Origin of the sequence: Undibacterium sp. TC9W (genome assembly GCF_049339865.1) — a bacterium.
Lineage (GTDB): Bacteria > Pseudomonadota > Gammaproteobacteria > Burkholderiales > Burkholderiaceae_D > Undibacterium.
Genome location: NZ_JBMPPJ010000003.1, coordinates 330,789 through 356,555 on the forward strand (window position 1 = coordinate 330,789; position 25,767 = coordinate 356,555).

Here is a 25,767-nt window from a genome sequence, read left to right on the forward strand (position 1 = left end):
TTTTCTATTGCTATTGACATGTTAACACGCTGTCTGGCGCACGCAAAGCCAGATTCCGGGGCAAGAAACACATGTTATTATTTCGGCCCATCGCCAGCCAGAATTCATCTTACATAGACAGTCATGACAGAAAACATCGCAGACATCCATTTTCGCCCCGCCGTAGATGCCGACGCCGACACTATCGCGGCATTGGTGAACAGTGCCTACCGTGGGGACAGTAGTCGTGCGGGCTGGACTACAGAAGCCGATTTGTTACAGGGCTCACGCATATTTCCGCCTGAAGTGCGCGAACTGATTGCCAAACCCGATTCCGTGATCCTGCTATGTTTACAAGGTGAAGACATCATCGGTTGCGTGAATCTGGAAAGAACTGAAGGTGCCGCCTACCTGGGCATGTTTGTGGTACGTCCTGTGCTACAGGGAAATGGCATAGGCAAGCATTTCATGCAGACTGCTGAAAAACATGCGCAAAAATTATGGGGCATCAACAAGATATGGATGACTGTCATCAGTGTCAGGAAAGAACTGATTGCTTACTATGAACGCCGTGGCTATGTACGTACAGGTCGCTTCAAACCCTTCCCATCTGATAATGGCAAGGAACAGATGCTGGTAGAAAACCTGCAGTTTGAAGAGCTGGAAAAAAACCTGGACTAGGTTTTAGGCTCCTGGGGATAATAAATACTGACGGCGATGGCGATAAAAAAAGCAATGCCTACGCCGTATAGCAAGCGTATGTCGCTACCAATGACGTAAGGATAAAACATCAGGCCTACGGACAGCCATGTGACACGTTTGTTGGCTTTTTTCCTGCCGTAGTAAAACGCCGCCATACCGAGCAAGCCAAAAACAAAGGCGGCAATCAGGTAGGCACGGGAAGGCAACAGGCTCCATAACAGCGCCAACAATTCCTGTTCATCCATAGCATTAATCCTTGATAAGATAGTCCAGATAGTACAGGAAATTGAACAGTAGAATGAGCAAACAGATCAGCGCAATATTGCAACAGGCAGTCGCACAGCACCAGCAAGGCAAGCTGGATGCAGCAGAAGCACTCTACCTGCAGGTTTTACAAAACCAGCCTGAGCATTTTGATGCCTTGCAACTGCTGGGCGTCATAGCAAAACAACGTGGCGATGCCGGGCTGGCAGTAACACGCCTGCGCGAGGCGATTGCTATCGATGCTCAGCAGGCCATTGCGCATGGCAACCTGGGGGCTGCCTTGCAAGACCTGGGTTTGCCAGAAGAGGCTTTGCTCAGTTATGACCGGGCGCTGCAATTGAAGCCCGACTATGCCATGGCCTGGAATAACCGTGGCAATACGCTACGCAGTATGGGCAAGCTGGTAGCAGCCCTGCATAATTACGACAAGGCCCTGCGCCTGAATCCCCGCTATACAGAAGCTTTATTAAACCGTGGTATCGCCCTGCAGCAAATGGAAGAACACCAGCAAGCCTTGCAGGACTTTGATGAGGCGCTGACATTAAAACCGCAAGATGCCGCCATCCATTTTGCCCGCGCCTTCAGCCTGCAATGTTTGCGGCTGGAAGAAGATGCCATCGCCGGGTATGAAGATGTGCTGCATTTACAGCCTGGGCATATACAAGCTTTGTGCAACCGGGGTATCTGCCTGCAAAAAATACAGCAGTTACCGACCGCTGCGGATAGCTTTGAACAGGCAGTAAAAATCAGACCAGACTACATCAAGGCGCATCTGCAATACGGCAATACTTTACGCCAGATGGGGCAAGTCGCCGCTGCCATCGCGGCCTACCAGACTGCAGCAAAACACTGCAAAGATGACACAGAGCTGGCACACATCAATTATGCGCTGGCAGCATTGGGAGTGATGGATGCACCCGCAATGTCACCACCTACCTACATCGCAGATTTGTTTGATCAGTACGCTACGCATTTTGATGAACATTTGCTGGAAGTCTTGCATTATCAAATCCCCGCTTTGCTCGCTAAGGCAGTCAGCAAACATGTTAAAGCCGGGCCTGGTAATTATCTGGACCTGGGTTGCGGTACAGGCTTGTGTGGCACTTATCTGCGGCCAACAGCCAGCAAACTGACAGGCATAGACTTGTCAGAAAAAATGCTGACCCAGGCCAGAAAGACAGGCTTGTACGATGAACTGCACTGTGCAGAAATCAGCGACTGGCTGCAAGTACAAGACCAGGATTTTGACCTCATCATGGCAGCCGATGTGTTTGTCTATATTGGCGCACTTGATACCGTATTTGCTGCAGTCAGCCGCGTCATGCAGGCTGGTGCAGTGCTGGGATTTTCAGTGGAAGCCTCAGTTGAAAAAACAGACGAAAACACAGACTACATTTTGCGCTCATCCCAGCGCTATGCCCATAGCTATGCCTACCTGCAACGGCTGGCGCATACACATGGATTCAAGATCGTCGAATCCAGACAGGAAATTGCACGTCAGGACAAGGGCGAAGATGTACCCGCCCATATCCTGGTTATGATCAAAACTTAGGCCTAAGCCATCAACAAGATGGCGATGCTGGTTGCCACGCCACCTGCCCAGACCAGGGTGCGCAAAGTTCCCTGGTTCATCAGATAGACGATGATGTAAACAATACGGATGGCAATGAACAACACAGCCAGTTGATCTATACGCGTCTGGTCAGCATGGGCTTGCTGTGCAAGAACAACCGCAGCAATAAACAAGGGCAGGGCTTCAAAGCCATTTTGCTGCGCCGCATTGGCACGTTGCCGCCAGCCACTCAGTCCATTAGCCCATATTCTGGGATTATCATTGTCATACCTGCCTGCTTCACGCGGCACTTTGGCTGAGCCGCCCTTGGCCAGGCCAACTGTCACTACCGGTAACAGGCAGGCTGCCAATACGCACCAATTTGCTATCGTCATTTTTATCTCCTGGAATAGTGTAAATTCAGATTTGAGAATTGCACGATACCAGCAGTCACAGCAAGCTGCAGTAAATATTTTTACACCACCAGCGTCCATCCAGCCTGCGTCAAAGGCAAGCGTGTGATTCGTTTGCCACTGGCTGCCAGCAAGGCATTGGCAATGGCCGGGCCTATCGATGGGGGGCCTTCTTCACCCACGCCTTCCGGTCTGTCACCAGTACTCATGACCATGACGTCCAGTACTGGTGTCTGCGCCAGCGTGACCAGGCGATAGCTATCAAAATTGCCCTGCTCTACCTGGCCATCCTTGAAACTGATTTCGCCAAACAACGCAGCAGACAAACCAAACAAGGTACCACCCATCATCTGCGCCTCAACTGCTTTGGGATTGGCAACGATTCCCGGATTGATGCCAGCGGTAATTTTTACCAGACGGAATTGCCCCGGTTTGCTGACCGCAATTTCAACAATATGCGCACTGAACAGGGCGCTATTGCCGTTCATGGCAAAACCACGGTAATGGCCCTTGGGCAAGGGCTTGCTCCAACCTGCGCGTTCTGCCAGCGCATTCACAAAGGCAATTGCCTTGGGATTGTGCTGCAACAGACGACGACGGTATTCCAGACTATCCATGCCCGCCTTGCGTGCGGCCTGTTCCAGCGTATGCTCAAGAAAAAAACAGTTTTGCGAATTGCCTACCGAGCGCCAGTAAGAGCAGGGAACGCCAAAATCAATGCGTGTCCAGCGCGTATCGAATAAAGGGAAATTATAACTGTTACCGAACCAGCCCATGATATAGGTCCAGTCAAGTCCATCCCTGGCCGGACTATTCGTGACCCGCGTATATTCGAGTAGCGAGGGGCCCGCAGTATCGAGCCGCAAAACCATGGGCAGATTATCTTTATCCAACGCCAGTTGCACACGGGCAGCGGTGATGGGACGGTAATAGCCAGAGCGCATATCGTTCTCACGTGACCAGATGGTTTTTACTATGGCATCGGCAGCTTTGGCGATCAAGGCGGCCTCGATAGCAAAATCATGTTCCAGCCTGCGACCAAAACCGCCTCCTACGTGCTGGGTATGTATCTGTACTTGCTCAGACTGCAAACCTAGGGCTTTAGCGACGCCATTTTGTGTATCAGTCTGGCTTTGGGTGGAGAGCCAGACTTGTGCGCCTGTAGCAGTCACTTCAACAGTGGCATTCAGGGGTTCCATCGCTGCATGGGCCAGGAAGGGTACATCAAAGCTGGTGTCGATAATGCAGCTTGCCTCGCGCATTGCGGTCTCTGCAGCACCTTCTTTTTGTTTTTTTGGACGAGGGAAGAGCTTGCCGTCGCCAGCAGCAACTGCCTTCAGCAAGCTGGTGCGCATTTCAGCGGTGTTGATGCTGGCATGCGCACCATCCTGCCATACAGGCTTCAACAATTGCACTGCCTTGTGGGCTATCCAGTAACGCTCAGCCACCACTGCCACAGCATTCGGCAGATGCACGACCTTGCGTACGCCTTTCACAGCCAGTGCAGGGCTATCATCCACGCTTTGCAAGCTGCTGCCAAAACGCGGCGCATGCAGGACAGCTGCCATCAGCATGCCCGGCCTTTGCACATCGATACCAAACACGGCACTGCCATCTACCCGCGCCGGGATGTCGGGGCGTGGTGCTGACTGCCCCAGCACCTTCCAGTCTTTGGGTGATCTGATCACCGGTTTTTCTGGCGGTGTCAGCGCTGCCGCTGCCTTGATCAAGGCGGTATAGGGCAAGCTGCGGCCTGTGGCAGCATGAGCCACCTGCGCATTGCCTGCGGTACAATCTTTCACCTCGACTTGCCATTGCAAGGCTGCTGCCTGCAACAACATTTGCCTTGCTGCTGCGCAGGCTGGTGCTATCGTCGCCATTGCAGTGTTAAAACCAGCGCTGCCAAAAGTCGTGATGCCGGGCGGCCATTCCCGATGGAATTGCTTGATGACAGGCGCATGTTCTATGCGTACGTTTGCAAGGGACATTTCCAGTTCTTCGGCCACGATCTGGGCAATCGCCGCATGTGTGCCCTGCCCCAGATTGGTGACCGTCGTGTAAGCAGTCACCACACCTGTGCCATCCATGCTGAGCCAGAAATCAAAGGGGGAATCAGAGGGTGAGACTGCTTTGTTTGCGCCATCTGCCGCCAGGCTATCAAGCATGGGTATGGTGCTGCTGCCCAATACCCAAGCACCAGCCACCAGAGAAGATTTAAGGAAATTCCTGCGTGCAGGCGAAACCAGGGTAGTCATGCTTTTATCCCTTTCTTGCCTGCCAATGGCTTGAGCTTCGCAGCAGCAGTATGTATGGCCGCCCTGACACGCGGATAAGTACCGCAACGGCACAAATTGGTCATGACAGCATCGATTTGCTTGTCGCTGGGATGTGGTGTGGTTTTCAGCAAGGCAGCCGCCGCCATCAGCATGCCTGACTGGCAATACCCACATTGCGGCACTTGATGCTCTATCCAGGCTTGTTGCAGGACATGGCTGCGGTCGGGCGACAGGCCTTCTATCGTGGTGATGTTGCGCCCATTCAGGCCTTCTACTGGCACGAGGCAACTGCGTAGAGCCTGACCATCCAGATGTACAGTACAGGCACCGCACAGACCGGCACCGCAGCCAAACTTGGTACCAGTCAGGCCCAGGTCTTCACGCAGTATCCAGAGCAGGGGAGTATCGCCATCTGCCTGGCATGTGCGTACCTGTCCATTTACTTTGAGTTTCACATCCATGTGCTTCCCTTTGCCTTGACAATTTAATTGCAGAAATTGATTATCTGGCAGCGATAAACTGTCATGGCAAAGCTTGTGACGAAACCCCGAAACCCTGTCTCTGCTACCTCCCTGCACAAGCAAAAATGGTCATGCAGACTGCTATACTGCTGCCATGGAAAATGCCCGCCCAGATACTCCCGCCCTGAACCAGGCTTACCCTCTCACGGCGATCAGCTTGCTCAAGCTTTTGCTCAGCAATATCCTGGTATGGACCAGCCTGTGCGCCATTGGTGCGCTTGGCAATTATGGTGACCTGGTCAAGTACGGGACCACCCAGCGCAGCTTTAGCGAGATACTTTGGTTCTGGGTCAGTAGCCATCTGCTGATGATGGTTTTCAGTACTTGCCTCTACCTGATCTTCATGCGGTACGAACGATTTCTCAGCAAGGCGAGGGGCATAGCGCTGGCCTATGCAATCATGTTGCTGGGCTTTCTGCCGCTGGAAGTGATGTATATCGCCATTCTTGATCTGCTCAAGGACAAGCCCGGTTTTGGTTTGCAAGACATCGTCAGTACGGCTTTCAATATGCGTAACTTTACGATTTTCCTCGAATTTGCCTGGTCCACCGGCACCTTCATTGCCGTACTGGCTATCTGTACCTGGCGGCAGGCACGTGTGCGTGAACACGCTCTGCAGCAATCCATGAACGATGTTTTGCATCTCAAACTGGACCTGGAGCAGCAAAGGCTGGATGCCTTGCGCGGGCAACTGGAACCACACTTCATCTTCAATTGCCTCAATGCCATCAGCGCCCTGGTCAGGAGTGATGACAAGCGCATCGCCCTGACTGGCCTGAACCGCCTCAGCGATTTGCTGCGCTATGCACTGACGGCGAGCAGCAGGGACTGGGTAAGCCTTGAAGATGAAATGACATTCATACGCGATTACCTGGAATTGCAAAGACTGCGCTATGGTGTACGCCTGCAAATCAGCATCACCGGTGATACAGCAGATGTGCTGACAGGTGACTGCCCACCCCTGCTGCTACAACCCCTGCTGGAAAACGCCTTGCGCCATGATCTCGATTGCCACGAAGGCAGCAGCGATATCCGCATGCAATTCAAGCTGGATGGTGAAGAACTCAGCATCAAAGTCAGTAATTCCGTTACCGATGGCACTGCTGCCAACCCCGGTCTTGGGCTGGGCTTGCCACAAACCCGCGCCAGGCTGGAACTAATGTATGCCGGACGTGCCAGCATGCATAGTGGCCGCATACAAGATGAGGGTCAACAGCGCTACGAGGTAGAAATTCGCATGCCTTTACTGATGCCTGAGAGCGCCACAACATGAATGCCATACGTGCACTGATCGTCGATGATGAAGAGCCCGGTCGGGCCAACTTGCGCTATGCCTTGCAGGATCACCCGGCCTGGAACATCGTCGCTGAATGCGCAAATGTCGCCATGGCGCGTGAAGCACTGGATGCCTGTGCTGTCGATGTCATTTTTCTCGACATACAAATGCCGCGCGAAACCGGCCTGATACTGGCACGTGAACTGAGTACCCAGGCAACACCACCGCTGGTGATTTTTGTCACCGCCTTCAACGCCCATGCGATAGAAGCCTTTGACCTGCACGCACTCGATTACCTGCTGAAACCTTTTGACGATGAGCGTCTGGCACTATCGCTGGAACGTGCTGCGGCCATGCTCACGCAGCGCCAGCAAGCCAGTTATGCGCAAGCCATGAGCCAGTATGTCAAAGCTGAGGATGAAGCAAAAAAAGAACAGCCAGCTTACTGGCAGCAAGTCAGTGTGCGCTCGGTAGGGCGTATAGAGTGCATACAACTGGCAGATGTCTTATGGATAGAAGCGGCAGGAAATTACATGCAATTGCACCTGGACGAGCGTCAAATGCGTCGTGCAGTACTGCACAGGGTAGCACTAAGCCAGCTCGAAAAACATCTTGATCCGACACACTTCATGCGTGTGCACCGCAGCGCCATTGTGCGCCGTGACCAGCTCAGTCAGCTTGAGGTACTGGGAGATGGGGTGTATCAACTCAAATTGATTGACGGTAATACGGTGCCAGTCAGTGAACGCTATGTAATAGAGATCAGGAAGCGCATGCGGGATGGCTGAAGCTTATTATTTAGTGGATGCACAGGAAAAATCAGTTTATTCTCTTGTATGTCATTTTAAACATTTCCGGACAAGACAATTGCTTAGTTTGATAAAAAATAATTTTCCCAATTTTCTAAAGCCAATCATTGTCATGATTTGTTTTTCTTTACTGGGAAGCTGTAGTGCAGAACAGCGTCCACAGGAGGCCGCTATTACGGTAGTAAATAGCTTTTACGACACGCAGGAAGTCAGCTTCTCAAATCCCGTAGCAAAAATAAAACTTGCAGGCAGCCTGACTTTACCTAAAGGGCAAGGTCCATTTCCTGCTGTCATTCTCATCGCTGGGTCAGGTTCCATGAATCGTGACGAAGAGACTCTTAAGCATAAGCCCTTCATGGTCCTCGCGGATCACCTCAGCAGACACGGGATCGTCGTCTTACGATTTGATAAGCGTGGCGTTGGTAAGTCAGAAGGCAATTTTCCAATTGCATCGACATTTGATTTTGCATCAGATGTCGATGCTGCCATTCATTATTTGCGCACCAGAGTAGAAGTCGATACTCGAAATCTGGGTTTGATTGGTCATTCTGAAGGCGGCACTATTGCCCCCATGGTTGCCATAGAAAATAATTCTGTGCAGTTTATCGTGATGATGGCTGGATCAGGATTGCGTGGGGATCAATTAATGCTATCCCAAACCAAAGCACGCGATACTTTTTTGCATGTGACCAGTGCCGATTCAATTAAGAAACTGGCACTTTTGGAAAAGTGTTTATATGCAGTCCGTAACTCAGGGAACCCGGCCGAAGCCAAGCTGGCGCTACTCCCTATACTTGATTCTGCTGTCGCAGACAATCTCATATCCCAGCCTGAAGCCAAGGATTTTCTGGTTTCTTATACGACGGCATGGTTCCACGAATTTGTCCTCTATGACCCCTTACCTGCCTTGAGGAAATTAAATATTCCAATTCTGGTATTAAATGGTAGCCTGGATATGAGTATCCCATCCAAACAACATCTACCCGCTATCAAAGATGCATTAAGCAATAACCAACAAGCCATGGTGCAGGAAATTCCAAAACTGAATCACATGTTTCAAACAGCTGTCACTGGAGATTTTTCTGAGTTTGGAAAAATAGAAGAAACCTTATCACCAAGTGCCATGCAAATTATCAATGAGTGGATTAAACGACATTTGAAATAAGTCTGAAAAAAACGGCAGCATTGCTCAAATGCTGCCGTCAATTTCACATTACCAGACCTTGACTCTGTCCTTTGGTGCCAGATAAAGTTTCTGACCAGGCTGTACGGCAAAGGCATCATACCAGGCATCCAGATTGCGCACGGTCAGCACGCGGTATTGTCCCGGCGCGTGTTCATTGGTAATGATGGCAGTGCGCAAGGTTTCATCACGCATCTTGCCGCGCCAGCTGCGGGCATAGGCGAGGAAAAATTCCTGTTCATCACCCTTGGTAATCGCCTGGCCTTTTTGCTTCATTGATGCACGATAGGCATCGTAGGCTGCCATCAAGCCAGCCAGATCGGCAATGTTTTCACCGAGAGTCTGTGCACCATTCACGGACAGGTCGGGGAAGGCCTTGTATTGATTAAACTGGGCGATCAGGGCTTTGGAAGACGTCTTGAAATGCGCGAGGTCAGCCTTGCTCCACCAGTTGCGCAATTCGCCTTTTGCATCAAACATGGCACCGGAATTATCAAAGCTGTGGCTGATTTCATGACCTATGGTAGCACCCAGAGCGCCGTAATTGGTGGCGTCGCTGGCAGCCAGGTCAAAGTTCGGGGATTGCAAATACGCCGCCGGGAAATTGATGGCATTTTGCAGCGGCATGTTGACGGCATTCACCAGTTGCGCATTCATGCACCATTCAGTGACATCTACAGGCTGGCCAAATTTTGCCAGGGCGCGCTTGTATTCAAATTCCTGCGAACGTTCACGGTTGCCATAGGCATCATTTGCATCGACCACCAGGCCAGAATAATCGCGCCACTTATCCGGGTAACCAACACCAACATAGGTCGATTTGATTTTTGCCAATGCCTCTTGTTTGGTGGCTGGCGTCATCCATTTCAAGGCTTGTACGCGTTCGCCAAAGGCAGCAAGAATATTGCTGACCATGCCATTGATGCGGGTTTTGGATTCAGGTGAGAAATTCTCGGCCACATACAATTTACCGACTTCTTCACCGATCACATTATTGGTTGCTGCCACTGCATATTTCCAGCGTGGTTGCGGTGCTTTGGCACCGCTGAGTGCGCTGTAAAACTTGAAACGCTGGTCAAAGAAAGCCTGCGGTAATACCGTAGAACGCGTATTGATGGCATGGAAGCGCAAATAATCCTGCCAGCTTGCCAGCGGCGTTTTTGCTACCAGTGCTGACGATGCTTTCAGTGCAGTGGGATGCCAGATGATGAATTTGCTTTGTCCATCCAGACCTGCCGCTTTGAAATAGGCTGCCCAATCGAGACCGGCAGCTTTTTTGTTGAAATCAGCCAGGGTCCAGGTATTGTCCGCCTTTAAAACATCCGAAGTATCTTCACGATTCGCATGGCCTTTGGCGATCAGCATTTCCAGATCAAAGACACGCTTGGCTGCTTGCTCGGCATCCGGCACATTTGCCAGCTTGAATGTCGCGGCGATGTGGGCCAGATAGTTTTTCCTGATCTCTGCCATCCTCGGGCTGGCCGACAGATAGTATTCGCGGTCAGGCAAACCCAGGCCACCTTGCAGCAGGTAAGGCATGTATTTCGTATGATCATGGAAGCCTTGCGACACCCACAGGCCAAACAGGTTTTCAGTAAACACATTGGTGGCGTTGATAGGATCAACGTCGGCACGCAAATGCTTGCCCAGGTAAGTCGCCAAGGCGGCCTTGTCCTTCAGGTCAGCGATGCTTTGCATCTCGCCTTGCAGCGGTGCCAGGCCACGTTTGTTGATGACATCGGTATTGAGGTAAGAAGTGTAGAAGTCACCGATCTTGCGCACGGCACTGCCCGCTTCTGCCTTGGTCGATTGCTCTATGATTTTCAAGACCTTGGCATCAGACTCTTCTTTCAGGACATCAAAAATGCCAACTGCGACTTTGTCGTCAGGGATGACGGCAGTTTTTTCCCAGCCGCCGTTGGCATAGCGGTTAAAGTCGTCACCGGGGGCAACTGCGGTATCCATGCCACTATCTTTTTTTGCCGGTGCTACGTTTTTTGAGACAGGAGCATCAGCGGCATGCGCCATACTATGCAACAAAGGCATGCTCAGCATGACTTGCAGGCAGACGCTGGCGATGGGCTTTAATTTAAATATTGTCTGGTTCATTATTTTCTTTCTTATTGAGATGAAACTTTAGGTCATTATTTACTCATATTTGAAATAATTTTCTGAAGAATATCCCCTCCCCTTCAAGGGGAGGGTTAGGGAGGGGATGGGATTCGGTTGATTTGAGATAGATTCGATTTGCTACGGAAACCCATCCCCATCCCAACCTTCCCCTTGAAGGGGAAGGAGTGAAATTCAGCATGTCAATAACATTGCCGAATCAAATCACGATTAAACGCCAATCTTGGAATGCATTTTCCAAGACAAGTTCCACCATCTTTTCTATTTTTTTATTTTCTTACTTTCGCAAAAGCATCATTTTCCTTCCAGACCGGCATTTTTGCGGCATCAGCAATTTCGCGCCCCAGGTTCAGGGTGAACTGCGCCTGCTCGGTCATGCCGGACAGATCCCAGCTCGGGTCATACTCGTCTGTGACCTGATGATAACGCTTGCCATAGCCACGCGCCTTTTCCTGCGAGGCTTGCGGATCATTGATATAGTCACGGCCACTGCCTATGGAAAATGCCGGTACACCGGCCTTGGCAAAGCTGAAATGGTCGCTGCGGAAATAACCACCGGCCACATCCACACGCGGCGGCGCAACTGCCATGTTTATTCCTTGCGCGACCTTGTTGGCAGCAACGATGAGATCACTGCGGTCAGCACCAAAGGCGCTGATATCCCTGGTTCGGCCTACAAAATTCAGGGTATCAAGATTCAGGGCTGCCGCCGTCTTGTTCAGGGCCCAGAGCGGGTGCGCCGCATACCAGGCGCTGCCCAGCAGGCCCTGTTCTTCTGCCGCCACCCACAAGAACATCTGGCTGCGTTTGGCTGGTTGTGCAACGGCTGCTTTTGCCATCGCCAGCAAGGCTGCCGTGCCTGAACCATTATCGACGGCACCGTTATAAATGACGTCACCAGCACCTTCCTGCTTGCCTAGGTGATCCCAGTGGGCGCTGTAGATCACCAGTTCGTTTTTCAATTGCGGATCAGTGCCAGGTACGATTCCTGCGATATTGAATTGTTCCAACTGGCGTATTTGCGATTTTGCCTCACCCTTGAGCCTGGCCTTGATCGCGACTGGCTTGAAATCCTTGCCTTCAGCAGCCTGGCGCAAGGCATTCAGATCCAGCCCTGATGCACTGAACAATGTCTTTGCCGCAGCATCGGTGATCCAGCCTTGTATCGCCAGGCCTTTGACATCTTTATTGGCCAGCTGGAATTGCTCGCCCATGCCGCCATTTTTCAAGACATCCCAGCCTATATTTGCTGACGCATCGGTATGTATCAGCAAAACCCCGGCAGCACCCCGGCGCAGGGCTTCTTCAGTCTTGTAAGTACGGCGGCCATAATAGGTCAGGGCCTTGCCGCCAAAGCGGTCTGGCTGTTCTGCGGTAGGTTGCGGATCATTGACCATGACGACCAGTATCTTGCCTTTGCAATCGACACCCTTGAAATCATCCCATTGCTCTTCTGGCGCGTTGATGCCGTAACCGACGAACAGCAATTCATGATCAAACTGGTGCGAACTCACGGCATCACCCGCACTCCAGATCCAGTCTTCACCAAAAGTCAGGTTGAGTGACCTGGCAAGACGTATATTGATAGAGCTTTCCAATGGCAAGGATTTGATGCCATTGATGCTGACCGCCTGCCTGTAGCTCTTGCCGTTGGCGGGCAACAGACCAGCTACAGCGGCCTGGGTTTCGAGATAAGCTACCGTCAGGTCACCACCACGCTGGCCTGTTCCACGGCCTTCAAACAGGTCAGAAGAAATAAGAGCCAGGTGGGCGCGCAAGGCTGTTTCATCTACCTTGCCTGGCTGCGTTTGTGCAAAGCCATATGCCGGCAATCCCAGTGCCAAGGCCAGTAAAGCAGAAGATAAATAGTATGTGGAATGTTTTTTCATTATTATTCGAAACCAGATGAAAGAATAAAACAGTCTGTTTAGAGCAAGAAAATCAGAATACGTTCAACATCTGCGCATAAAATTCCCTATAAATTATAGTCCCGCCCCTTAATTAAACATGTCACTCAACATCACCGCCTTCGTCATGACACTAAGCTGCATCCTGGCAACGCAAGTACACGCTGCCAGTTGCAGGCTGGAAAATATTCCGGTCACCCCACTCAAGCCAGGACAGTATGAGACATTCCACGCAAAAGCCAAATCTCTGGAACTACGCTTTCATAGCGACGCTAATGATCCTGAAGTCGATGCCTTTCCCGAGCCACCTTTGCAGGTCTTGCAACTCGCCAGCAATACTCAATGTGAAGTCGACGGCGGCATCTGGGTCAGGAAAGATATTTACCTGACCCAGGATGAACAAGTATTGGTCACTCACGAATACAGTGGTTCTAATGATTTTTTGATGTTTTACAAAACAGTCGACTGTACCAAGCTGCATGAGCTGGATGTAACTGCTTCAAGATGGAAAATCGCAGGCAACACAATCAGTGTACAAAGCATGGAGAAACAAAAGAAAGGCCAACAAACAAAGCAGTATGTGCTGGATGCAAGCTGTAAACCAGTCGTCAAATCCGGCCAGCAATAAATGCTTGTAAAAAAACCGGCCCGTTGAAAACAACAGGCCGGTTCAATCTGGCATTAGTTCAAAGCTTAATACAAATTAATACAAGCTTAAATCAGATTACGCCTCAAGCCAGGTGACGCAACTCGCGCAAAGCGACAGATACCGGTGCCAGGTCCGGTCCCTGTGCACTGATGGTGGTCAGCAAGGCAGTCAGCCTTTCTATGGCTGGCGCATGCTGCGCATGCCAGTTGCTGACTTCTTCCTGGCGTGATAACAGACCACGGGTGATCTGACTGGCGATGGAATACACATCATCCCTCGCGCTGCCACGCGCCTGGGTCTGCCACAAAGTGTCTGTGGGCAGGCGGTTGATCTGATTACGCCAGCCAGTCAGCCCCAGTTCATCATCAATGCCAAAATAAGCGCGCGCTGCCAGTTCCAGCGTGCTGCTGGTGCTTTGCGCCAGATCAACCAGATCAAGCGCCGGGAAGATATATTCCAGCGCCGTCAGGTTTTGTGCCAGCGTGGCCTCTACCCCGGCCTGTGTCAGTGCCTCGGCTTCTTTTTGCCAGCTGGCGTGGGCATTGCCTGGCAGCCAGTCATCGAGTTGCCAGCGCAGTTCGCGGGCGGCTGGCTGGTAACGCTGGATCAGCGTTGGCAGATCAGTGCTTTGCGAACGTATGCGTAACATCCAGCGCGAGGCTCTTTGGGCAATCGCGATCAGCTTGGACAAGAGGTCGAGTTGCAGTTTTGAATCAACCTTGTAATCCAGTGCATCGATCTGATCCCACAATACTTCCAGGTCGAAAATCTCGCGGGCCAGAGTGAAGGCACGGATCACGTCAGCCGCGGTCGCCCCTGCTTCAGAAGCAATGAAGTTGACGAAGGTGGCACCGGCACGATTCACCACGGTATTGGTGATGAAGGTGGCGATGATTTCGCGTTTCAAAGGATGATTCGAGATTGCTTCAGCAAAACGTTCAGACAAGACTTGCGGGAAGTAAGCTTTCAATGCACGGCTGAAGAAAGGATCATCCGGCAGGTTGCTGGCGACCAGTTCATCAAACACTGACATCTTGGCATAGGCCAGCACGACCGCACCTTCTGGTGCAGTCAGGCCCTGCTTCAATGCCTTGCGATGGAAGATTTCATCATCGCTGGGCAGGTATTCTATGGCACGGTTCAGGCGGCCCTGCTTTTCGAGAGATTGCATCAATCTTTGCTGACCATCAAGTACATACATTGGACGATGCGCGGCAATATCCAGTGCCTGGCTTTGATAATAATTATCGGTCAGTACCAGATGGCCAACTTCATCTGTCATTGAAGCCAGCAAATCATTGCGTTGCTTGAGTGTCAGGTCACCAGCTTCGACGATACTGCCCAACAAAATCTTGATATTGACTTCATGGTCAGAGCAATCAACACCGGCAGAATTGTCTATCGCATCGGTATAGATACGGCCACCTTTTTGCGCGAATTCTATACGGCCATTTTGTGTACAACCCAAATTACCACCTTCGGCCAGCACCTTGCAGCGCAGGTCATTACCGTTGACACGGAAGGCATCACCAGCCTTGTCACCGACCTGGGCATGGGTTTCATACTTGGCCTTGACATAAGTGCCTATGCCGCCGTTGTACAGTAAATCAACAGGGGCTTGCAAAATGGCGCGCAGCAATTCCACTGGTGCCAGTTCGGCAGTTTCTATACCCAGCACAGCGCGTGCTTCCGGGCTAAGGCTGATGGATTTTGCACCACGTGGAAACACGCCGCCACCAGCAGAAATCAAACTCTTGTCGTAATCATCCCAACTCGAACGCGGCAAGTTGAACAGGCGCTGGCGCTCGGCAAATGAAGTTGCCACATCAGGTGATGGATCAATGAAAATATGACGGTGATCAAATGCCGCCACCAGTTTGATATGCTCGGACAGCAACATACCATTCCCGAACACGTCGCCCGACATGTCACCAATACCGGCGACAGTGAAAGCCGTATCCTGCGTATTCACACCCAATGAGCGGAAATGGCGCTTGACCGATTCCCATGCACCGCGTGCGGTAATCCCCATTTTCTTGTGGTCGTAACCTACAGAGCCACCAGACGCAAATGCATCACCGAGCCAGAAACCGTAGTCAGCAGAGACACCATTGGCGATATCCGAGAAAGTAGCCGTGCCCTTGTCTGCCGCGACCACCAGGTAGGGATCATCGACATCATGGCGTATCACCAGTTTAGGTGGCACTACCGCTCCTTTGACGATATTGTCAGTCAGGTCCAGCAAGCCGGACAGGAAAATTTTGTAGCAAGCCACGCCTTCGGCCTGATAGGCTTCACGGTCTGTCGCTGGTGGTGCATTCTTGAGGACAAAACCACCTTTGGAACCAACCGGTACGATGACCGTATTCTTGACTTGCTGGGCTTTCACCAGTCCCAGGATCTCGGTACGGAAGTCTTCACGCCTGTCGGACCAGCGCAAGCCACCACGGGCGACCTTGCCACCGCGCAGATGCACGCCCTCAACACGGGGTGAATATACCCAGATTTCAAACAGGGGTTTGGGTTCAGGTACACCCGGCACTTCACGCGGGTTGAGTTTGAAGCTCATGTAGGGCTTGAATGCCCCGCTGGCGGTGGTTTGCCACAGATTGGTACGCAATGTCGCAACGATAGTCGCAATGAACTGGCGCAAGATACGGTCTTCATCCAGACTCGCTACATTGCTCATCTGCGCTTCCAGCTGTTCACGTATATGCTTTTGCGCCAGGTCGCGGTCACCGACATAATCAGGCTTGAAGCGCGCACCAAACAGCTCTGCAATCAATTGCGTGATAGGCGCGTTCTTGTTGAGTGCTGCTTCTATGTAGTTCTGGCTATAGGCAAAACCCAGTTGCTTGAAATAACGCGAGCAGGCGCGCAAGACAGCAATGGAGCGGGCATCCAGCGTGGTATTCAAGACCAGGCGATTCAGGTCATCACTTTCAACCTCACCACCCCAGGCTTGCGAAAACAGGTTTTCAAAGCGCAGTTTGACCGATGACAAATCTGTATTGGCAGGCAGTTGCAAGCCAAGGTCATGTATCCACAAAGTTTCGGCACCGCTGACGATGGCATACGGATGTTCATCCAGTACCCTGGCACCCATGTGTTCCAGCACAGGCAGGGAATCAGACAAGGCCACTTTGGCGGTGTTATAAATCTTGAAGCGCAAATTGCCGGGGCCTGCATCGAGTGGACGGTAGAGCTTGACCATCATCGGTGCACCGGTGTTCAGGCTGGCCAGCATGTCGGCATCTTCTGCACCCACCAGGGCAGAAAAATCTTCACGGTAAGCAGTAGGGAAGGCATTGGCGAAACGGTTTGCCAGGCTCAGGCCATTGCCTTCACCATGCGAGCGCAGCAACTCTGCTGTGCAATCATCTTCCCAGCGTTGTGCGAGTTTGGCAATGCGGGCTTCCAGCATCGCCAGGTTGACGTTCTGTGGTGCGACATCCTTGGCCCTGACCAGATAATGAATACGCGCCAATGGGCTATCGGTCAGCATCGGTGTAAATTCTATCGACTGGCCATTCAGTGCCATCATCAATTCATTGCCTATCTTGACGCGTAACTCAGTGTTATAGCGATCACGCGGCACGAAAACCTGGGCAGAAGTAAAGCGGCCAAAAGGGTCACGACGCAAGAACAAACGGGTGCGCTGGCGCTCTTGCAGGCGCAGGATACCGATCGCATGATCAGCCAGGGTAGCAGCGTCAATCTGGAACAGCTCATCACGCGGATAATCGTCAAGAATGGCTTGCAGGGACTTGGCCGCATGGCTTTCAGGCACGACGCCGGAGGTATTCATGACGTTCACTACACGCTGGCGTACCAGCGGGATGTTGCCTACCGGCTCGGAATAAGCCGTGGATGTATATAAGCCCAGAAAACGCGATTCACCAATGACATTGCCTGCATCATCAAAACGCTTGACGGCAATATAGTCCAGCCATGCTGGTCTGTGCACAGTGGCGCGTGTCATGGCTTTGGTGACCATGACCATTTCTGTCGAATCCATCAGGGCCACGACTTCTGGTGGCAAACGGGTTTCAGCCGTCTTGACGGGGCCGCGCAAAATGCCCAGGCCAGAATCGGCAATCGCCACCAGGCTGACATTGTCGCCTTCGCGCTTCAGGTCATAGTCGCGCACACCGAGGAAAGTGAAATGCCGGTCTTCCAGCCAGGCCAGGAAGGCAATCGCTTCATCACGTTTTTCTGGGGACTGGCTGGATTTCTCGCAGGCTGCACGCACTTCACGTACCCGGGCCAGCATGGGTTGCCAATCGACCACGGCACCGCGTACATCAGACAAGACACTTTTCAAATCTTCTACCAGCGCCTGCTGTGCCGCCTGATCAACAATACGGTCACATTCAACCAGAATCAGGGATTCAACCGGATCAGTGCTGCCGGCAGCCTTTGCCGCTGCCACGGTGCTGACTGCTGTCACACTGCCATTCGCATCACGCGCCACACTCATCAAGGGATGTACTATCCAGTGTGCAGTACGGCCACTGCGGTTGATTGCCATCGTCACCGAATCCACCAGGAAAGGCATATTGTCATTCACAATCTGCACGACAGTATGGTCACTGACAAAACCATCTTCTGCCAGGGTCGGGTTGAACACCCTTATCTTGGGCGTGTGCGCAGCCCGTGGAGCATCCAGCAAACGCCAGTGGGCATTGGCCTGGGCGAACAGCGTAGCTGGACCGCGGCTGATAATTTCATCCGGGTCAGTGTTTTCAAAATAGGTGGTAATAAAAGAACCCTGGCGTTCAGATGCAGGGCCGGTGTGCGCTTGCGCATAAGCAATCAGCTCAGCGAAGTGGGAAGAGGTCATACGTTCTCCTTCTGTTGGAAGATAACGAGAGATAAAGATGCAAAGACTGATGCACCATATTGTGCAAGTATCCTCCATTATGCGGATGGAAACAAACGGGATTTCCCTTACGAGCGTACGGAAAATTAGCCGCCAGACCACACAACTGGTATTGACTGCAGGCAGTTCTGGGCAAGTGTTGCTTACTTACACAAAAATGCCGACAAAATGTGAGAACATCGAGCCCAGGCTAAATGCAGCTTTTTTGCTTTTTCTCAAGCCCATAGAAATAAGAGGATACAAATTTCAAATAAGAATGCTGATGAATCCTTATGTGCAGCGCAGCATGATGGACGTAGCCGGTTGTATTTCATCACTCTAATGATTGAAACGAACTGGTTGCATAAACCAGCCCACAATACTGGCAATCAGTATGATGGCAGCCAGCCACACCAGCTTGCGCCATGTCTGACCACTGCTTTTGAGTATCTCGAAACTATCAACAAAAATGGTTTCGCAGGCACCATTGCCGGTATCGGTGCGGACGATGCTGGTGCCGCGCTTGAAAGCGAAACCATGGTTATGTGAATATTCAGACAAACGACCGCGCAGGTGTATTTGGTCGCCCACTTCGACTTTTTGCATGATCTTGGCGAGGCTGGGCTGGTCGGTCAGCAGATGGTTGTTTGAAATGGCAGTCTGGTCAAATGCAGCAAATGCTTCTGCTGTCGATGCCCGGAAATTGCAGGTGAACTGGCCACTGGAAAAACTGATGTCGTTGTAAGAACCATTGCGTGCATTATTACCCCAGATGACACAGATATCCATGACATTCAAATGGTCGTTCCATTCGCGATGCAGGTAATCCCAGCCTGTGCTGGTGTCATGTCTGCTGACGACCAGACCAACCAGGTCATAGTCATATAATGGTTGTACCTGGTAATCGACACCGCCTCTGCTGACTGCAAATGCGGTTTGCTCTATCTTGGTTTGTACTGGTTCATTCAAGAGCACATTGTTCAATTCGGCAGGAGGTGGCAATACGTCTCGCCGCCATATCGCGTATAGCAAAAGACAAAGGCTGAATGTCATCAGCCATTTCAAAAAAGTACGCGTTGTCAAGGTGCTTAATCCAGCTTAATCCAGCTTCAATAAGCTGGCATCATGCAATGAGCAAGCCTGTACTTTTGCGCCAAAAAAATCGGCCTGTAGCTGAAATGCACGCAGGATTCTTTGACGACCGGCTTCATCCTCCGGCAAAGTAAAAATCACTTTCAGTACATTGGCTGTATTTGTGCCCTTTATGGTGGTAAGGGTTTGAGCTGGAGCCGTAGAGGCATTCGCTAAAGCTGTCTTTGCTGCTGGCGGCAGCATCAATTGCATTTCAGCCAGAACTTCGGCTTCGGTAATGATGACGATGTCATGCGCACCATGAAATTTTTTACCGCCGGAACTTGGGTCGGCAATACCGCCTGTGATTTCAAATTCGCTTGCAGAAATGCGCTCATAGTGGAATGCCTGCCAACCACTGTTTTGCTGTTCTGCTGATTGGGCCGCCAAAAACTTGCGGTTGGCTACTGCCGCCATGGCCAGTGCTGCCACGCCTCCACCCGCGATCATGCCCACTGGCAATATCTCGGCCAGGTTATCGGGAATATCTTCCACGCTGGCCAGGCTAACTTCACTCATCTCTTGTCTCAATCAAAAAAAGCCAAAGGCGCATTGTATTCCTGTTCGGGAAGACTAAGCGCAAATGGCCTTTTTGAAAGAATAAAGTATCTGTATTATTTATTTGACCGCTGTCTCTTCAGTTGCCTTGTCTTCTTTCTTCTCGTCTGGCGGTGGATCTTTAGGCATAGGCTTGCGCGGCAGCATGTCATTGCGGTTGGCAGCATGGGCAACGAAGCTCGCCAGTATCATCGAAGCCTGGGTCAGGTCGCTCTTTTGTACTTTGTCATACACGTCCATGCTGGAGTGATGGGTGCGGCTGAAGTAATCCATATCATCCTGGACAAACTGGAAACCGGGCACGCCAACGCGGTCAAAGCTCACATGGTCGGTGCTGCCAGTATTGCGCAGCGTCGTCGTGGTTGCACCGACATCATTGAATGGCGCCAGCCAGGCATCAAATATCGGTTTTAAGGTCGCATTGTTTTCTGCATAGATGCCACGGATTTTACCGCCGCCATTATCGAGATTGAAGTAGGCAGAAATCTTGCTGTGCATGGGTTTGATACTGAGCGGTCCGGTGGGTTTGCGTGCAAAAGTCGGCAGTTCAAGTTCCTTGGGGTCAGTTGGTTCAGGGCGGGACGCTATCCATTTATTGACATAGGCACGTGAACCCAGCAAACCCTGTTCTTCACCACCCCACAGAGCGATGCGTATGGTGCGGCGTGGTTTGAAACCAGTCGCCTTCAAGAGTCGCACAGCTTCCATTGCCATGGCAACGCCGGCGGCATTGTCTGTCGCGCCTGTGCCACCATGCCAGGAATCCAGATGGGCACCGAGCATGACGATCTCGTCTTTTTTATCTGTGCCGGGGATTTCTGCCAGCACATTGATGGCAGCTTCCGGGTCTTCGTCGCTGAACGTGGCTTTGACATCAATTTCCAGTTCCACATCTTTTTTCTTTTCGACCAGGCGATACAGACGGTTATAGGTTTCGCTGGCAACGACCAGGGTAGGCGGGCCGGTCACTTCATCTTTCTTGTATGAGCCACCTTCCTGTACAAAGATGGTACCGTCTTCGCCGCGGGTCACATTCAGAGCAGCCAGGGCTTTTTCTTCTGCCAGGAAGGTGCGCAGTTTTTTGGCGAATGCAAAACGCTTCAGGTAAGTCTGTATATCGCCACGGCGGGAGGCTGACGGCTCGAAATCGATCTTACTGAGCTCACTCAGTTCTTCATGTGTATACCTGTGCGCATCTGCCTTCACATGCGGTTTGATCGGCAATGGTTCATCGAGCAAGACGATGGCACCAGCCAGCTTGCCTTTCCATTTTGGCAGATCCTCATCTGCTACCATTTTTGCGATGATCAGCTTGCCACGCTGCAGTCCATTTGTGCCTGGTGTCCATGCCTTGGGGATCGCATACAGATCGACTTGCGAAGGCGCAACCATGCGCAGTGTGGTTTTTTCCAGCGTCCAGCCACGGCCAAAGGGGGCAAAGCTTTCGCTATGAATATTTTGCAGGCCCCATTCACCAAATTTGCTGCGGGTCCAGTCACCTGCCTTGCGCAGTGCGGGCGAACCGGTCAGGCGCGGGCCAATTTCATCTGTGAGTGTGCCCAGTATCTCTTGCGCCTTGGAACGGTTCATGGCCTCGTCGCGCAATTTGGTAATCAGATCGAGGTCGATTTTTTCTTCACTGGCGGCAAGCGCAAGCTGGCCGCTAAAGCTGGTGGCGATGAGGGCTGTGCCACATAAAACCTGCAAAATACGCATTCATGTCTCCTGTTTGGATTCTTCTATCGAAATTTCTGGCCGGATTGGCCAAAGCTCCCTGTACGATGCTTTTTAATTGCCGGTATGGGCCTTGATTGCCATTCTTATACCGGATAAAACCTCCTGTTTGGAGTGAGCAAGTCAAAATTTGTTCCCTGACTTCCGTGCATTTAAGAAATATTCCTCATTTTTAACAGAAATACCTGACAAATTTGCCGGAATTTAAATTTGTCATCGAAATAACGATGAGCATGCAGGGGACATGCTATTTATGCCAGCATCAGTCAGGGCATTGACGGCTGGCTTTGACAGGAGCCGACGGCAGATATTTTCACTGAAATTTGGTAAGTAAAAGTGAATAACTAGCATGACAGGTACAATCACGAGTAGAATTCAGCGTCATTTTTTAAATCGTCGTATGCCGACAGGCATGATATCTGCTGCAAAGTCAGCTCAATATTGAAGGAATGTGTATGTCAATTAAGTCCCGTGTCGTCCTGGGTAGCGCTCTTGCCTTGTTGGTACTCAGCGCCTGTAATGATAAGAATGCAGACAAGGCTGCGTCAGCCTCGGCTTCCGCTTCTGCGTCGGCTGCTGCAAGTAGCGAAGTCGCAGCCACTGTCGATGGCACGCCTATCAGCAAGAAACAACTGGATCAGATCATGCAGCAACAGGCCGCCCAAGGCATGCCTGATACGGCTGAAACACGCAAGATGGTCATCGACAATCTGGCCATGCAAATCGTTGTAGCCAAAGAAGCTGTCAACAAAGGTCTGGATAAAAAGCCAGAAGTGGCCGATCAGATCGAAATGACGCGTCAATCCATCCTGGCTAATGCCTATGTCAAGGATTACATCAAGACAGCAGCCGTCTCGGATGATGCTCTGAAAGCTGAATACGAAGAATTCAAGAAAAGCAATGGTGGCAATGAATACAAGGCACGCCATATCCTGGTAAAAACAGAAGATGAAGCGAAAGACATCATCGCCAAGATCAAGAAAGACGTGAAGTCTTTCGAAGGCCTGGCCAAAGCCAAATCACAAGACCCTGGCTCCAAAGCCAATGGTGGTGATCTGGGCTGGTTCAACCCACGCGGCATGGTGCCGGAATTTGGCGCAGCAGTCGCTAAACTGGAAAAAGGCAAATTCACTGAGGAGCCAGTCAAATCCCAGTTTGGTTACCACGTCATCATCCTCGACGATTCCCGTCCTGTGACTATTCCTCCGCTGGAAGAAGTCAAGTCCGGTCTGAGCCAGCAATTGCAGCAAAAGAACCTGAAGAAAATGCTGGATGACATCAAGGCTAAAGCCAAGATAGAAATCAAGGAAGCGCCAGCCGCGGCTTCTGCACCGGCAGCATCAGGTGCGCCTTTGTCAGTCACGCCGACAGTGGTACCGGCAGCATCTGCAGCAGCATCCGCTCCTGCTGACGCAGCGAAAAAATAAGCTTCAGTAATTTTTGGGCAAAAGGCCGTCAAGCTAGTCTTGGCGGCCTTTTTCTTTATCTGCAGGCTTTTCCAGATATCGCTATTCATTGAACTATTGCCAAGCCAAATAAATCCTGAGACACTATTGTTGCCAATATTTCAAGCAACATTCTCCATAGAAATCCTTCATACTGACCCAGGAGGCCTGCATGCCAGCCCAGATCATACCTTTCAACGGCAGCGAACTGGCCCTGGATGCGCGCCCTGACCGCCTTGATATCCGCGACCGCATCTACACGCCCCGCGTGCTGAACCTGCCAGTATCCTACCCGGATAGCGGCTTTATCAAGAACCAGCTTGCCAGCTACATCAAGGCAGGCATGATTTTGAACCAGGGCTCGGACGGTGCCTGTACTGGCTTTGGTCTGGCCGCCGTCATCAATTACCTGTTCTGGCTGCGCGACACCAGCAACAAGGAAAGCAGCCCACGCATGATTTACCACCTCGCTCAGCTTTATGACGAATGGCCGGGTGAAGATTATCTGGGCTCCAGCTGTCGCGGTGCTCTCAAGGGCTGGCACAAGCATGGTGTCTGCAGCCGTGCGCTGTGGCCCTATACGGTCAATAAAAATGACCAGGTAGCAGCCTTTGAAGCGCCAAAACCGGGCTGGGAAAAAGACGCACTGAGCCGCGCCCTGGGTGTGTATTACCGCATAGATAAAACATCGATCACCGACATGCAGGCGGCCATCCTGGAGATTGGTGCCATCTATGTCTCATGCAAGCTGCATCAGGGCTGGTCCGAGGTACCGACATCAAAAGCAAGCAGCTTCAGCAAGCTGGAGCAATTGCCTGTAGTCAGCTTTAGCGAGGTCAAGGCCGGTGGCCATGCCTTTGCCTTGCTCGGTTATACCGACCAGGGTTTTGTCGTGCAAAACTCCTGGGGCGCAGATTGGGGCCTGCAGGGTTTCGCCATCATCACCTATGACGACTGGCTGGTAAATGGCACAGATGCCTGGACCGTATCCCTGGGCGTGCCCGTGCGCTATGTTGATGCGGTGAACCGCACTCGTGCTGAGAAACAGCTGTCCCCTCAGGCGAATATCCCGCCTGTTGCCGCCTTCAAGGCCAGTGGATCAGCCCTGTTGCCCGGTGGTGCCCATCCCGCAGGCAAGCCTGGTCAGGCGGTACTCAGCATGGACCAGGCGTATAGCCTGACCGTGGTCATGGGCAACGATGGTGGTCTGATACAAAGATTGCTCGAAGTTGCCGATGCCGCAGCAACGGTAGAAAAAGTACTGGTGCAGGCACCACAAGCCTGGCTCAAACAACACAGCAAAAACAAGGTCTTGAAACTTGCCCTGTATGCTCATGGTGGCCTTCATAGTGAAGCTGAGTCACTCAAGCGCATTGCCGCCATGGCACCCAGTTTTCTGGCAAACGGTATATACCCGGTTTTCATCACCTGGAAAACCGGGCTCACAGAAACCATGGGGGACGTGCTCAAGGATAAATTGCGGGATTACCTGACAGGCTCGGTAGTCTCCAGCGACTGGCTGGAGCAGCTCAAGAATACAGCCGTTGATGTCATGGACCGCACGATAGAAAACCTTGCAGCCAGCATAGGTGGCAAATCGCAGTGGATGCAGATGAAGCAAAATGCAGCACTGGCTACAGAAGATGGTGATCCGCCACGCGGCCTGCTGGCCATCGCCGAACGCCTGAAACAATTAAGCAGGGAGCTGGGCAAGGGCAAGCTGGAAATCCATCTGATAGGCCACTCAGCAGGTTCCATAGCTCTGGGCCATTTACTGGGCTTGCTGGCCGCACGCAAACTGGCAGTCAGCACATGCAGTCTGTATGCACCGGCCTGTAGCCTGGAATTTGCAGAAAGCACTTACCGCCCTGCGATGGAAAGCGGCATACTGGCACGCGAGAATTTTCACCTGCATCTGATGTCAGACCGGCGCGAGCGCACTGACAATGTCTATCTGGTGTATCGCAAATCCCTGCTCTACCTGGTGGCCCGCGCTTTTGAAACCCGCCATAAAACACCCTTGCTGGGTATGGCTGCCAGCCTCGATGCGGCCTACTTCAATGGTGACAAAATGGCAGAGGAACAATGGAATGTATCCAGCCTCGCCACCTTGAAGAGCTGGAATAAATTTTACTGGGGTAAAAAACTGCCCCGCGATTTTGCTGAAGATGGCAAGGGGCTGACAGCAGAGCAAAGGAGCAATTTGCACATCATCGATGCTAGTCACGTCAATTGCGGCAAGCGCCTGATCCCGCTTGCCCATGGCAGTTTTGATAATGACGTGAATGTGGTCGCACAAACCCTGGCGTGCATCCTCGGTCTGGCAACAACAGATGCCTTGCCTGCACCTGTGCTGGATCTTGATTATTAAATCTGC

General features: G+C 51.7%; 19 protein-coding genes. 9 read left to right on the forward strand and 10 right to left on the reverse strand.

Annotated features, from left to right (window positions below; genetic code table 11):
* Nucleotides 1–123: 123 nt before the first annotated feature.
* Nucleotides 124–660, forward strand: coding sequence for a GNAT family N-acetyltransferase (locus ACO0LN_RS05625; protein ID WP_422971762.1), 537 nt, complete (start codon nt 124–126; stop codon nt 658–660).
* Here ACO0LN_RS05625 and ACO0LN_RS05630 read toward each other — a convergent pair.
* The gene (locus tag ACO0LN_RS05630; RefSeq protein ID WP_422971764.1) at nt 657–926 is read right to left on the reverse strand and encodes a hypothetical protein; all 270 of its coding nucleotides are present in this window, start codon (nt 924–926) and stop codon (nt 657–659) included. The genes ACO0LN_RS05625 and ACO0LN_RS05630 overlap by 4 nt on opposite strands.
* Nucleotides 927–979: 53 nt before the next feature.
* On the opposite strand from ACO0LN_RS05630, the gene ACO0LN_RS05635 reads away from it, so the two are divergent.
* Nucleotides 980–2,497, forward strand: a complete 1,518-nt coding sequence (locus tag ACO0LN_RS05635) for a tetratricopeptide repeat protein (protein WP_422971766.1) — start codon at nt 980–982, stop codon at nt 2,495–2,497.
* 2 nt (nt 2,498–2,499) lie between these two features.
* On the opposite strand, the gene ACO0LN_RS05640 is transcribed toward ACO0LN_RS05635, so the two are convergent.
* The 3 genes from ACO0LN_RS05640 to ACO0LN_RS05650 all read right to left on the reverse strand — a co-directional run bounded on the left by ACO0LN_RS05640 (nt 2,500) and on the right by ACO0LN_RS05650 (nt 5,641).
* A complete protein-coding gene (locus ACO0LN_RS05640; protein ID WP_422971768.1) occupies nt 2,500–2,892 on the reverse strand; it encodes an MAPEG family protein in 393 nt (130 codons plus the stop codon).
* An 80-nt stretch (nt 2,893–2,972) separates the two neighbouring features.
* Nucleotides 2,973–5,165, reverse strand: coding sequence for a molybdopterin cofactor-binding domain-containing protein (locus ACO0LN_RS05645; protein ID WP_422971770.1), 2,193 nt, complete (start codon nt 5,163–5,165; stop codon nt 2,973–2,975).
* On the reverse strand, nt 5,162–5,641 hold the full coding sequence (locus ACO0LN_RS05650; RefSeq protein WP_422971886.1) for a (2Fe-2S)-binding protein: 480 nt from the start codon (nt 5,639–5,641) through the stop codon (nt 5,162–5,164). Before ACO0LN_RS05650 ends, ACO0LN_RS05645 begins: the two co-directional genes overlap by 4 nt.
* 160 nt (nt 5,642–5,801) lie before the next feature.
* On the opposite strand from ACO0LN_RS05650, the gene ACO0LN_RS05655 reads away from it, so the two are divergent.
* The 3 genes from ACO0LN_RS05655 to ACO0LN_RS05665 are packed head-to-tail and all read left to right on the forward strand — an operon-like array spanning nt 5,802 to nt 8,957.
* A complete protein-coding gene (locus tag ACO0LN_RS05655) occupies nt 5,802–6,980 on the forward strand; it encodes a sensor histidine kinase (RefSeq protein WP_422971772.1) in 1,179 nt (392 codons plus the stop codon).
* Nucleotides 6,977–7,771: a LytR/AlgR family response regulator transcription factor gene (locus tag ACO0LN_RS05660; protein WP_422971774.1), complete on the forward strand. Its 795-nt coding sequence runs from the start codon at nt 6,977–6,979 to the stop codon at nt 7,769–7,771. The genes ACO0LN_RS05655 and ACO0LN_RS05660 overlap by 4 nt, the downstream gene beginning before the upstream one ends.
* Nucleotides 7,764–8,957 carry an alpha/beta hydrolase family protein gene (locus ACO0LN_RS05665; protein ID WP_422971776.1) on the forward strand — a complete coding sequence of 398 codons (1,194 nt, stop codon included), beginning with the start codon at nt 7,764–7,766 and terminating at the stop codon, nt 8,955–8,957. Before ACO0LN_RS05660 ends, ACO0LN_RS05665 begins: the two co-directional genes overlap by 8 nt.
* Nucleotides 8,958–9,005: 48 nt before the next feature.
* Here ACO0LN_RS05665 and ACO0LN_RS05670 read toward each other — a convergent pair whose 3' ends face one another.
* Nucleotides 9,006–11,084: a M13 family metallopeptidase gene (locus tag ACO0LN_RS05670; RefSeq protein WP_422971778.1), complete on the reverse strand. Its 2,079-nt coding sequence runs from the start codon at nt 11,082–11,084 to the stop codon at nt 9,006–9,008.
* Between the two features lie 290 nt (nt 11,085–11,374).
* Nucleotides 11,375–12,994, reverse strand: a complete 1,620-nt coding sequence (locus ACO0LN_RS05675) for a M28 family peptidase (RefSeq protein ID WP_422971780.1) — start codon at nt 12,992–12,994, stop codon at nt 11,375–11,377.
* Between the two features lie 118 nt (nt 12,995–13,112).
* Between ACO0LN_RS05675 and ACO0LN_RS05680 the strand changes: the two genes are divergently transcribed.
* Nucleotides 13,113–13,640, forward strand: coding sequence for a hypothetical protein (locus tag ACO0LN_RS05680; protein ID WP_422971782.1), 528 nt, complete (start codon nt 13,113–13,115; stop codon nt 13,638–13,640).
* A 103-nt stretch (nt 13,641–13,743) separates the two neighbouring features.
* On the opposite strand, the gene ACO0LN_RS05685 is transcribed toward ACO0LN_RS05680, so the two are convergent.
* On the reverse strand, nt 13,744–18,504 hold the full coding sequence (locus ACO0LN_RS05685) for an NAD-glutamate dehydrogenase (RefSeq protein WP_422971784.1): 4,761 nt from the start codon (nt 18,502–18,504) through the stop codon (nt 13,744–13,746).
* Nucleotides 18,505–18,541: 37 nt separating this feature from the next.
* Between ACO0LN_RS05685 and ACO0LN_RS05690 the strand changes: the two genes are divergently transcribed.
* Complete coding sequence (locus ACO0LN_RS05690; RefSeq protein ID WP_422971785.1) at nt 18,542–18,865, forward strand: hypothetical protein; 324 nt, start codon at nt 18,542–18,544, stop codon at nt 18,863–18,865.
* Here the strand turns inward: ACO0LN_RS05690 and ACO0LN_RS05695 are convergent.
* From ACO0LN_RS05695 to ACO0LN_RS05705, 3 genes are all read right to left on the reverse strand, one after another.
* Complete coding sequence (locus ACO0LN_RS05695) at nt 18,862–19,605, reverse strand: hypothetical protein (protein ID WP_162044321.1); 744 nt, start codon at nt 19,603–19,605, stop codon at nt 18,862–18,864. The genes ACO0LN_RS05690 and ACO0LN_RS05695 overlap by 4 nt on opposite strands.
* 15 nt (nt 19,606–19,620) lie before the next feature.
* Nucleotides 19,621–20,172 (reverse strand): hypothetical protein, encoded by a 552-nt coding sequence (locus ACO0LN_RS05700; protein ID WP_422971787.1) that lies wholly within the window; start codon nt 20,170–20,172, stop codon nt 19,621–19,623.
* 99 nt (nt 20,173–20,271) lie between these two features.
* Nucleotides 20,272–21,927, reverse strand: coding sequence for a M20/M25/M40 family metallo-hydrolase (locus tag ACO0LN_RS05705; protein ID WP_422971789.1), 1,656 nt, complete (start codon nt 21,925–21,927; stop codon nt 20,272–20,274).
* A gap of 473 nt (nt 21,928–22,400) precedes the next feature.
* Between ACO0LN_RS05705 and ACO0LN_RS05710 the strand changes: the two genes are divergently transcribed.
* Together ACO0LN_RS05710 and ACO0LN_RS05715 are read left to right on the forward strand one after the other, a co-directional pair.
* Nucleotides 22,401–23,372, forward strand: coding sequence for a foldase protein PrsA (locus ACO0LN_RS05710; RefSeq protein ID WP_422971791.1), 972 nt, complete (start codon nt 22,401–22,403; stop codon nt 23,370–23,372).
* A gap of 190 nt (nt 23,373–23,562) precedes the next feature.
* The gene (locus ACO0LN_RS05715; RefSeq protein WP_422971793.1) at nt 23,563–25,761 is read left to right on the forward strand and encodes a C1 family peptidase; all 2,199 of its coding nucleotides are present in this window, start codon (nt 23,563–23,565) and stop codon (nt 25,759–25,761) included.
* The last annotated feature ends 6 nt before the right edge of the window (nt 25,762–25,767 follow it).

Excerpts from the sequence above, each read along its gene's own strand:
- ACO0LN_RS05625 (WP_422971762.1), top strand. The coding sequence starts at position 124 with ATGACAGAAAACATCGCAGACATCCATTTTCGCCCCGCCGTAGATGCC.
- ACO0LN_RS05630 (WP_422971764.1), bottom strand. The coding sequence starts at position 926 with ATGGATGAACAGGAATTGTTGGCGCTGTTATGGAGCCTGTTGCCTTCC.
- ACO0LN_RS05635 (WP_422971766.1), top strand. The coding sequence starts at position 980 with ATGAGCAAACAGATCAGCGCAATATTGCAACAGGCAGTCGCACAGCAC.
- ACO0LN_RS05640 (WP_422971768.1), bottom strand. The coding sequence starts at position 2,892 with ATGACGATAGCAAATTGGTGCGTATTGGCAGCCTGCCTGTTACCGGTA.
- ACO0LN_RS05645 (WP_422971770.1), bottom strand. The coding sequence starts at position 5,165 with ATGACTACCCTGGTTTCGCCTGCACGCAGGAATTTCCTTAAATCTTCT.
- ACO0LN_RS05655 (WP_422971772.1), top strand. The coding sequence starts at position 5,802 with ATGGAAAATGCCCGCCCAGATACTCCCGCCCTGAACCAGGCTTACCCT.
- ACO0LN_RS05660 (WP_422971774.1), top strand. The coding sequence starts at position 6,977 with ATGAATGCCATACGTGCACTGATCGTCGATGATGAAGAGCCCGGTCGG.
- ACO0LN_RS05665 (WP_422971776.1), top strand. The coding sequence starts at position 7,764 with ATGGCTGAAGCTTATTATTTAGTGGATGCACAGGAAAAATCAGTTTAT.
- ACO0LN_RS05670 (WP_422971778.1), bottom strand. The coding sequence starts at position 11,084 with ATGAACCAGACAATATTTAAATTAAAGCCCATCGCCAGCGTCTGCCTG.
- ACO0LN_RS05675 (WP_422971780.1), bottom strand. The coding sequence starts at position 12,994 with ATGAAAAAACATTCCACATACTATTTATCTTCTGCTTTACTGGCCTTG.
- ACO0LN_RS05680 (WP_422971782.1), top strand. The coding sequence starts at position 13,113 with ATGTCACTCAACATCACCGCCTTCGTCATGACACTAAGCTGCATCCTG.
- ACO0LN_RS05685 (WP_422971784.1), bottom strand. The coding sequence starts at position 18,504 with ATGACCTCTTCCCACTTCGCTGAGCTGATTGCTTATGCGCAAGCGCAC.
- ACO0LN_RS05690 (WP_422971785.1), top strand. The coding sequence starts at position 18,542 with ATGCAAAGACTGATGCACCATATTGTGCAAGTATCCTCCATTATGCGG.
- ACO0LN_RS05700 (WP_422971787.1), bottom strand. The coding sequence starts at position 20,172 with ATGAGTGAAGTTAGCCTGGCCAGCGTGGAAGATATTCCCGATAACCTG.
- ACO0LN_RS05705 (WP_422971789.1), bottom strand. The coding sequence starts at position 21,927 with ATGCGTATTTTGCAGGTTTTATGTGGCACAGCCCTCATCGCCACCAGC.
- ACO0LN_RS05710 (WP_422971791.1), top strand. The coding sequence starts at position 22,401 with ATGTCAATTAAGTCCCGTGTCGTCCTGGGTAGCGCTCTTGCCTTGTTG.
- ACO0LN_RS05715 (WP_422971793.1), top strand. The coding sequence starts at position 23,563 with ATGCCAGCCCAGATCATACCTTTCAACGGCAGCGAACTGGCCCTGGAT.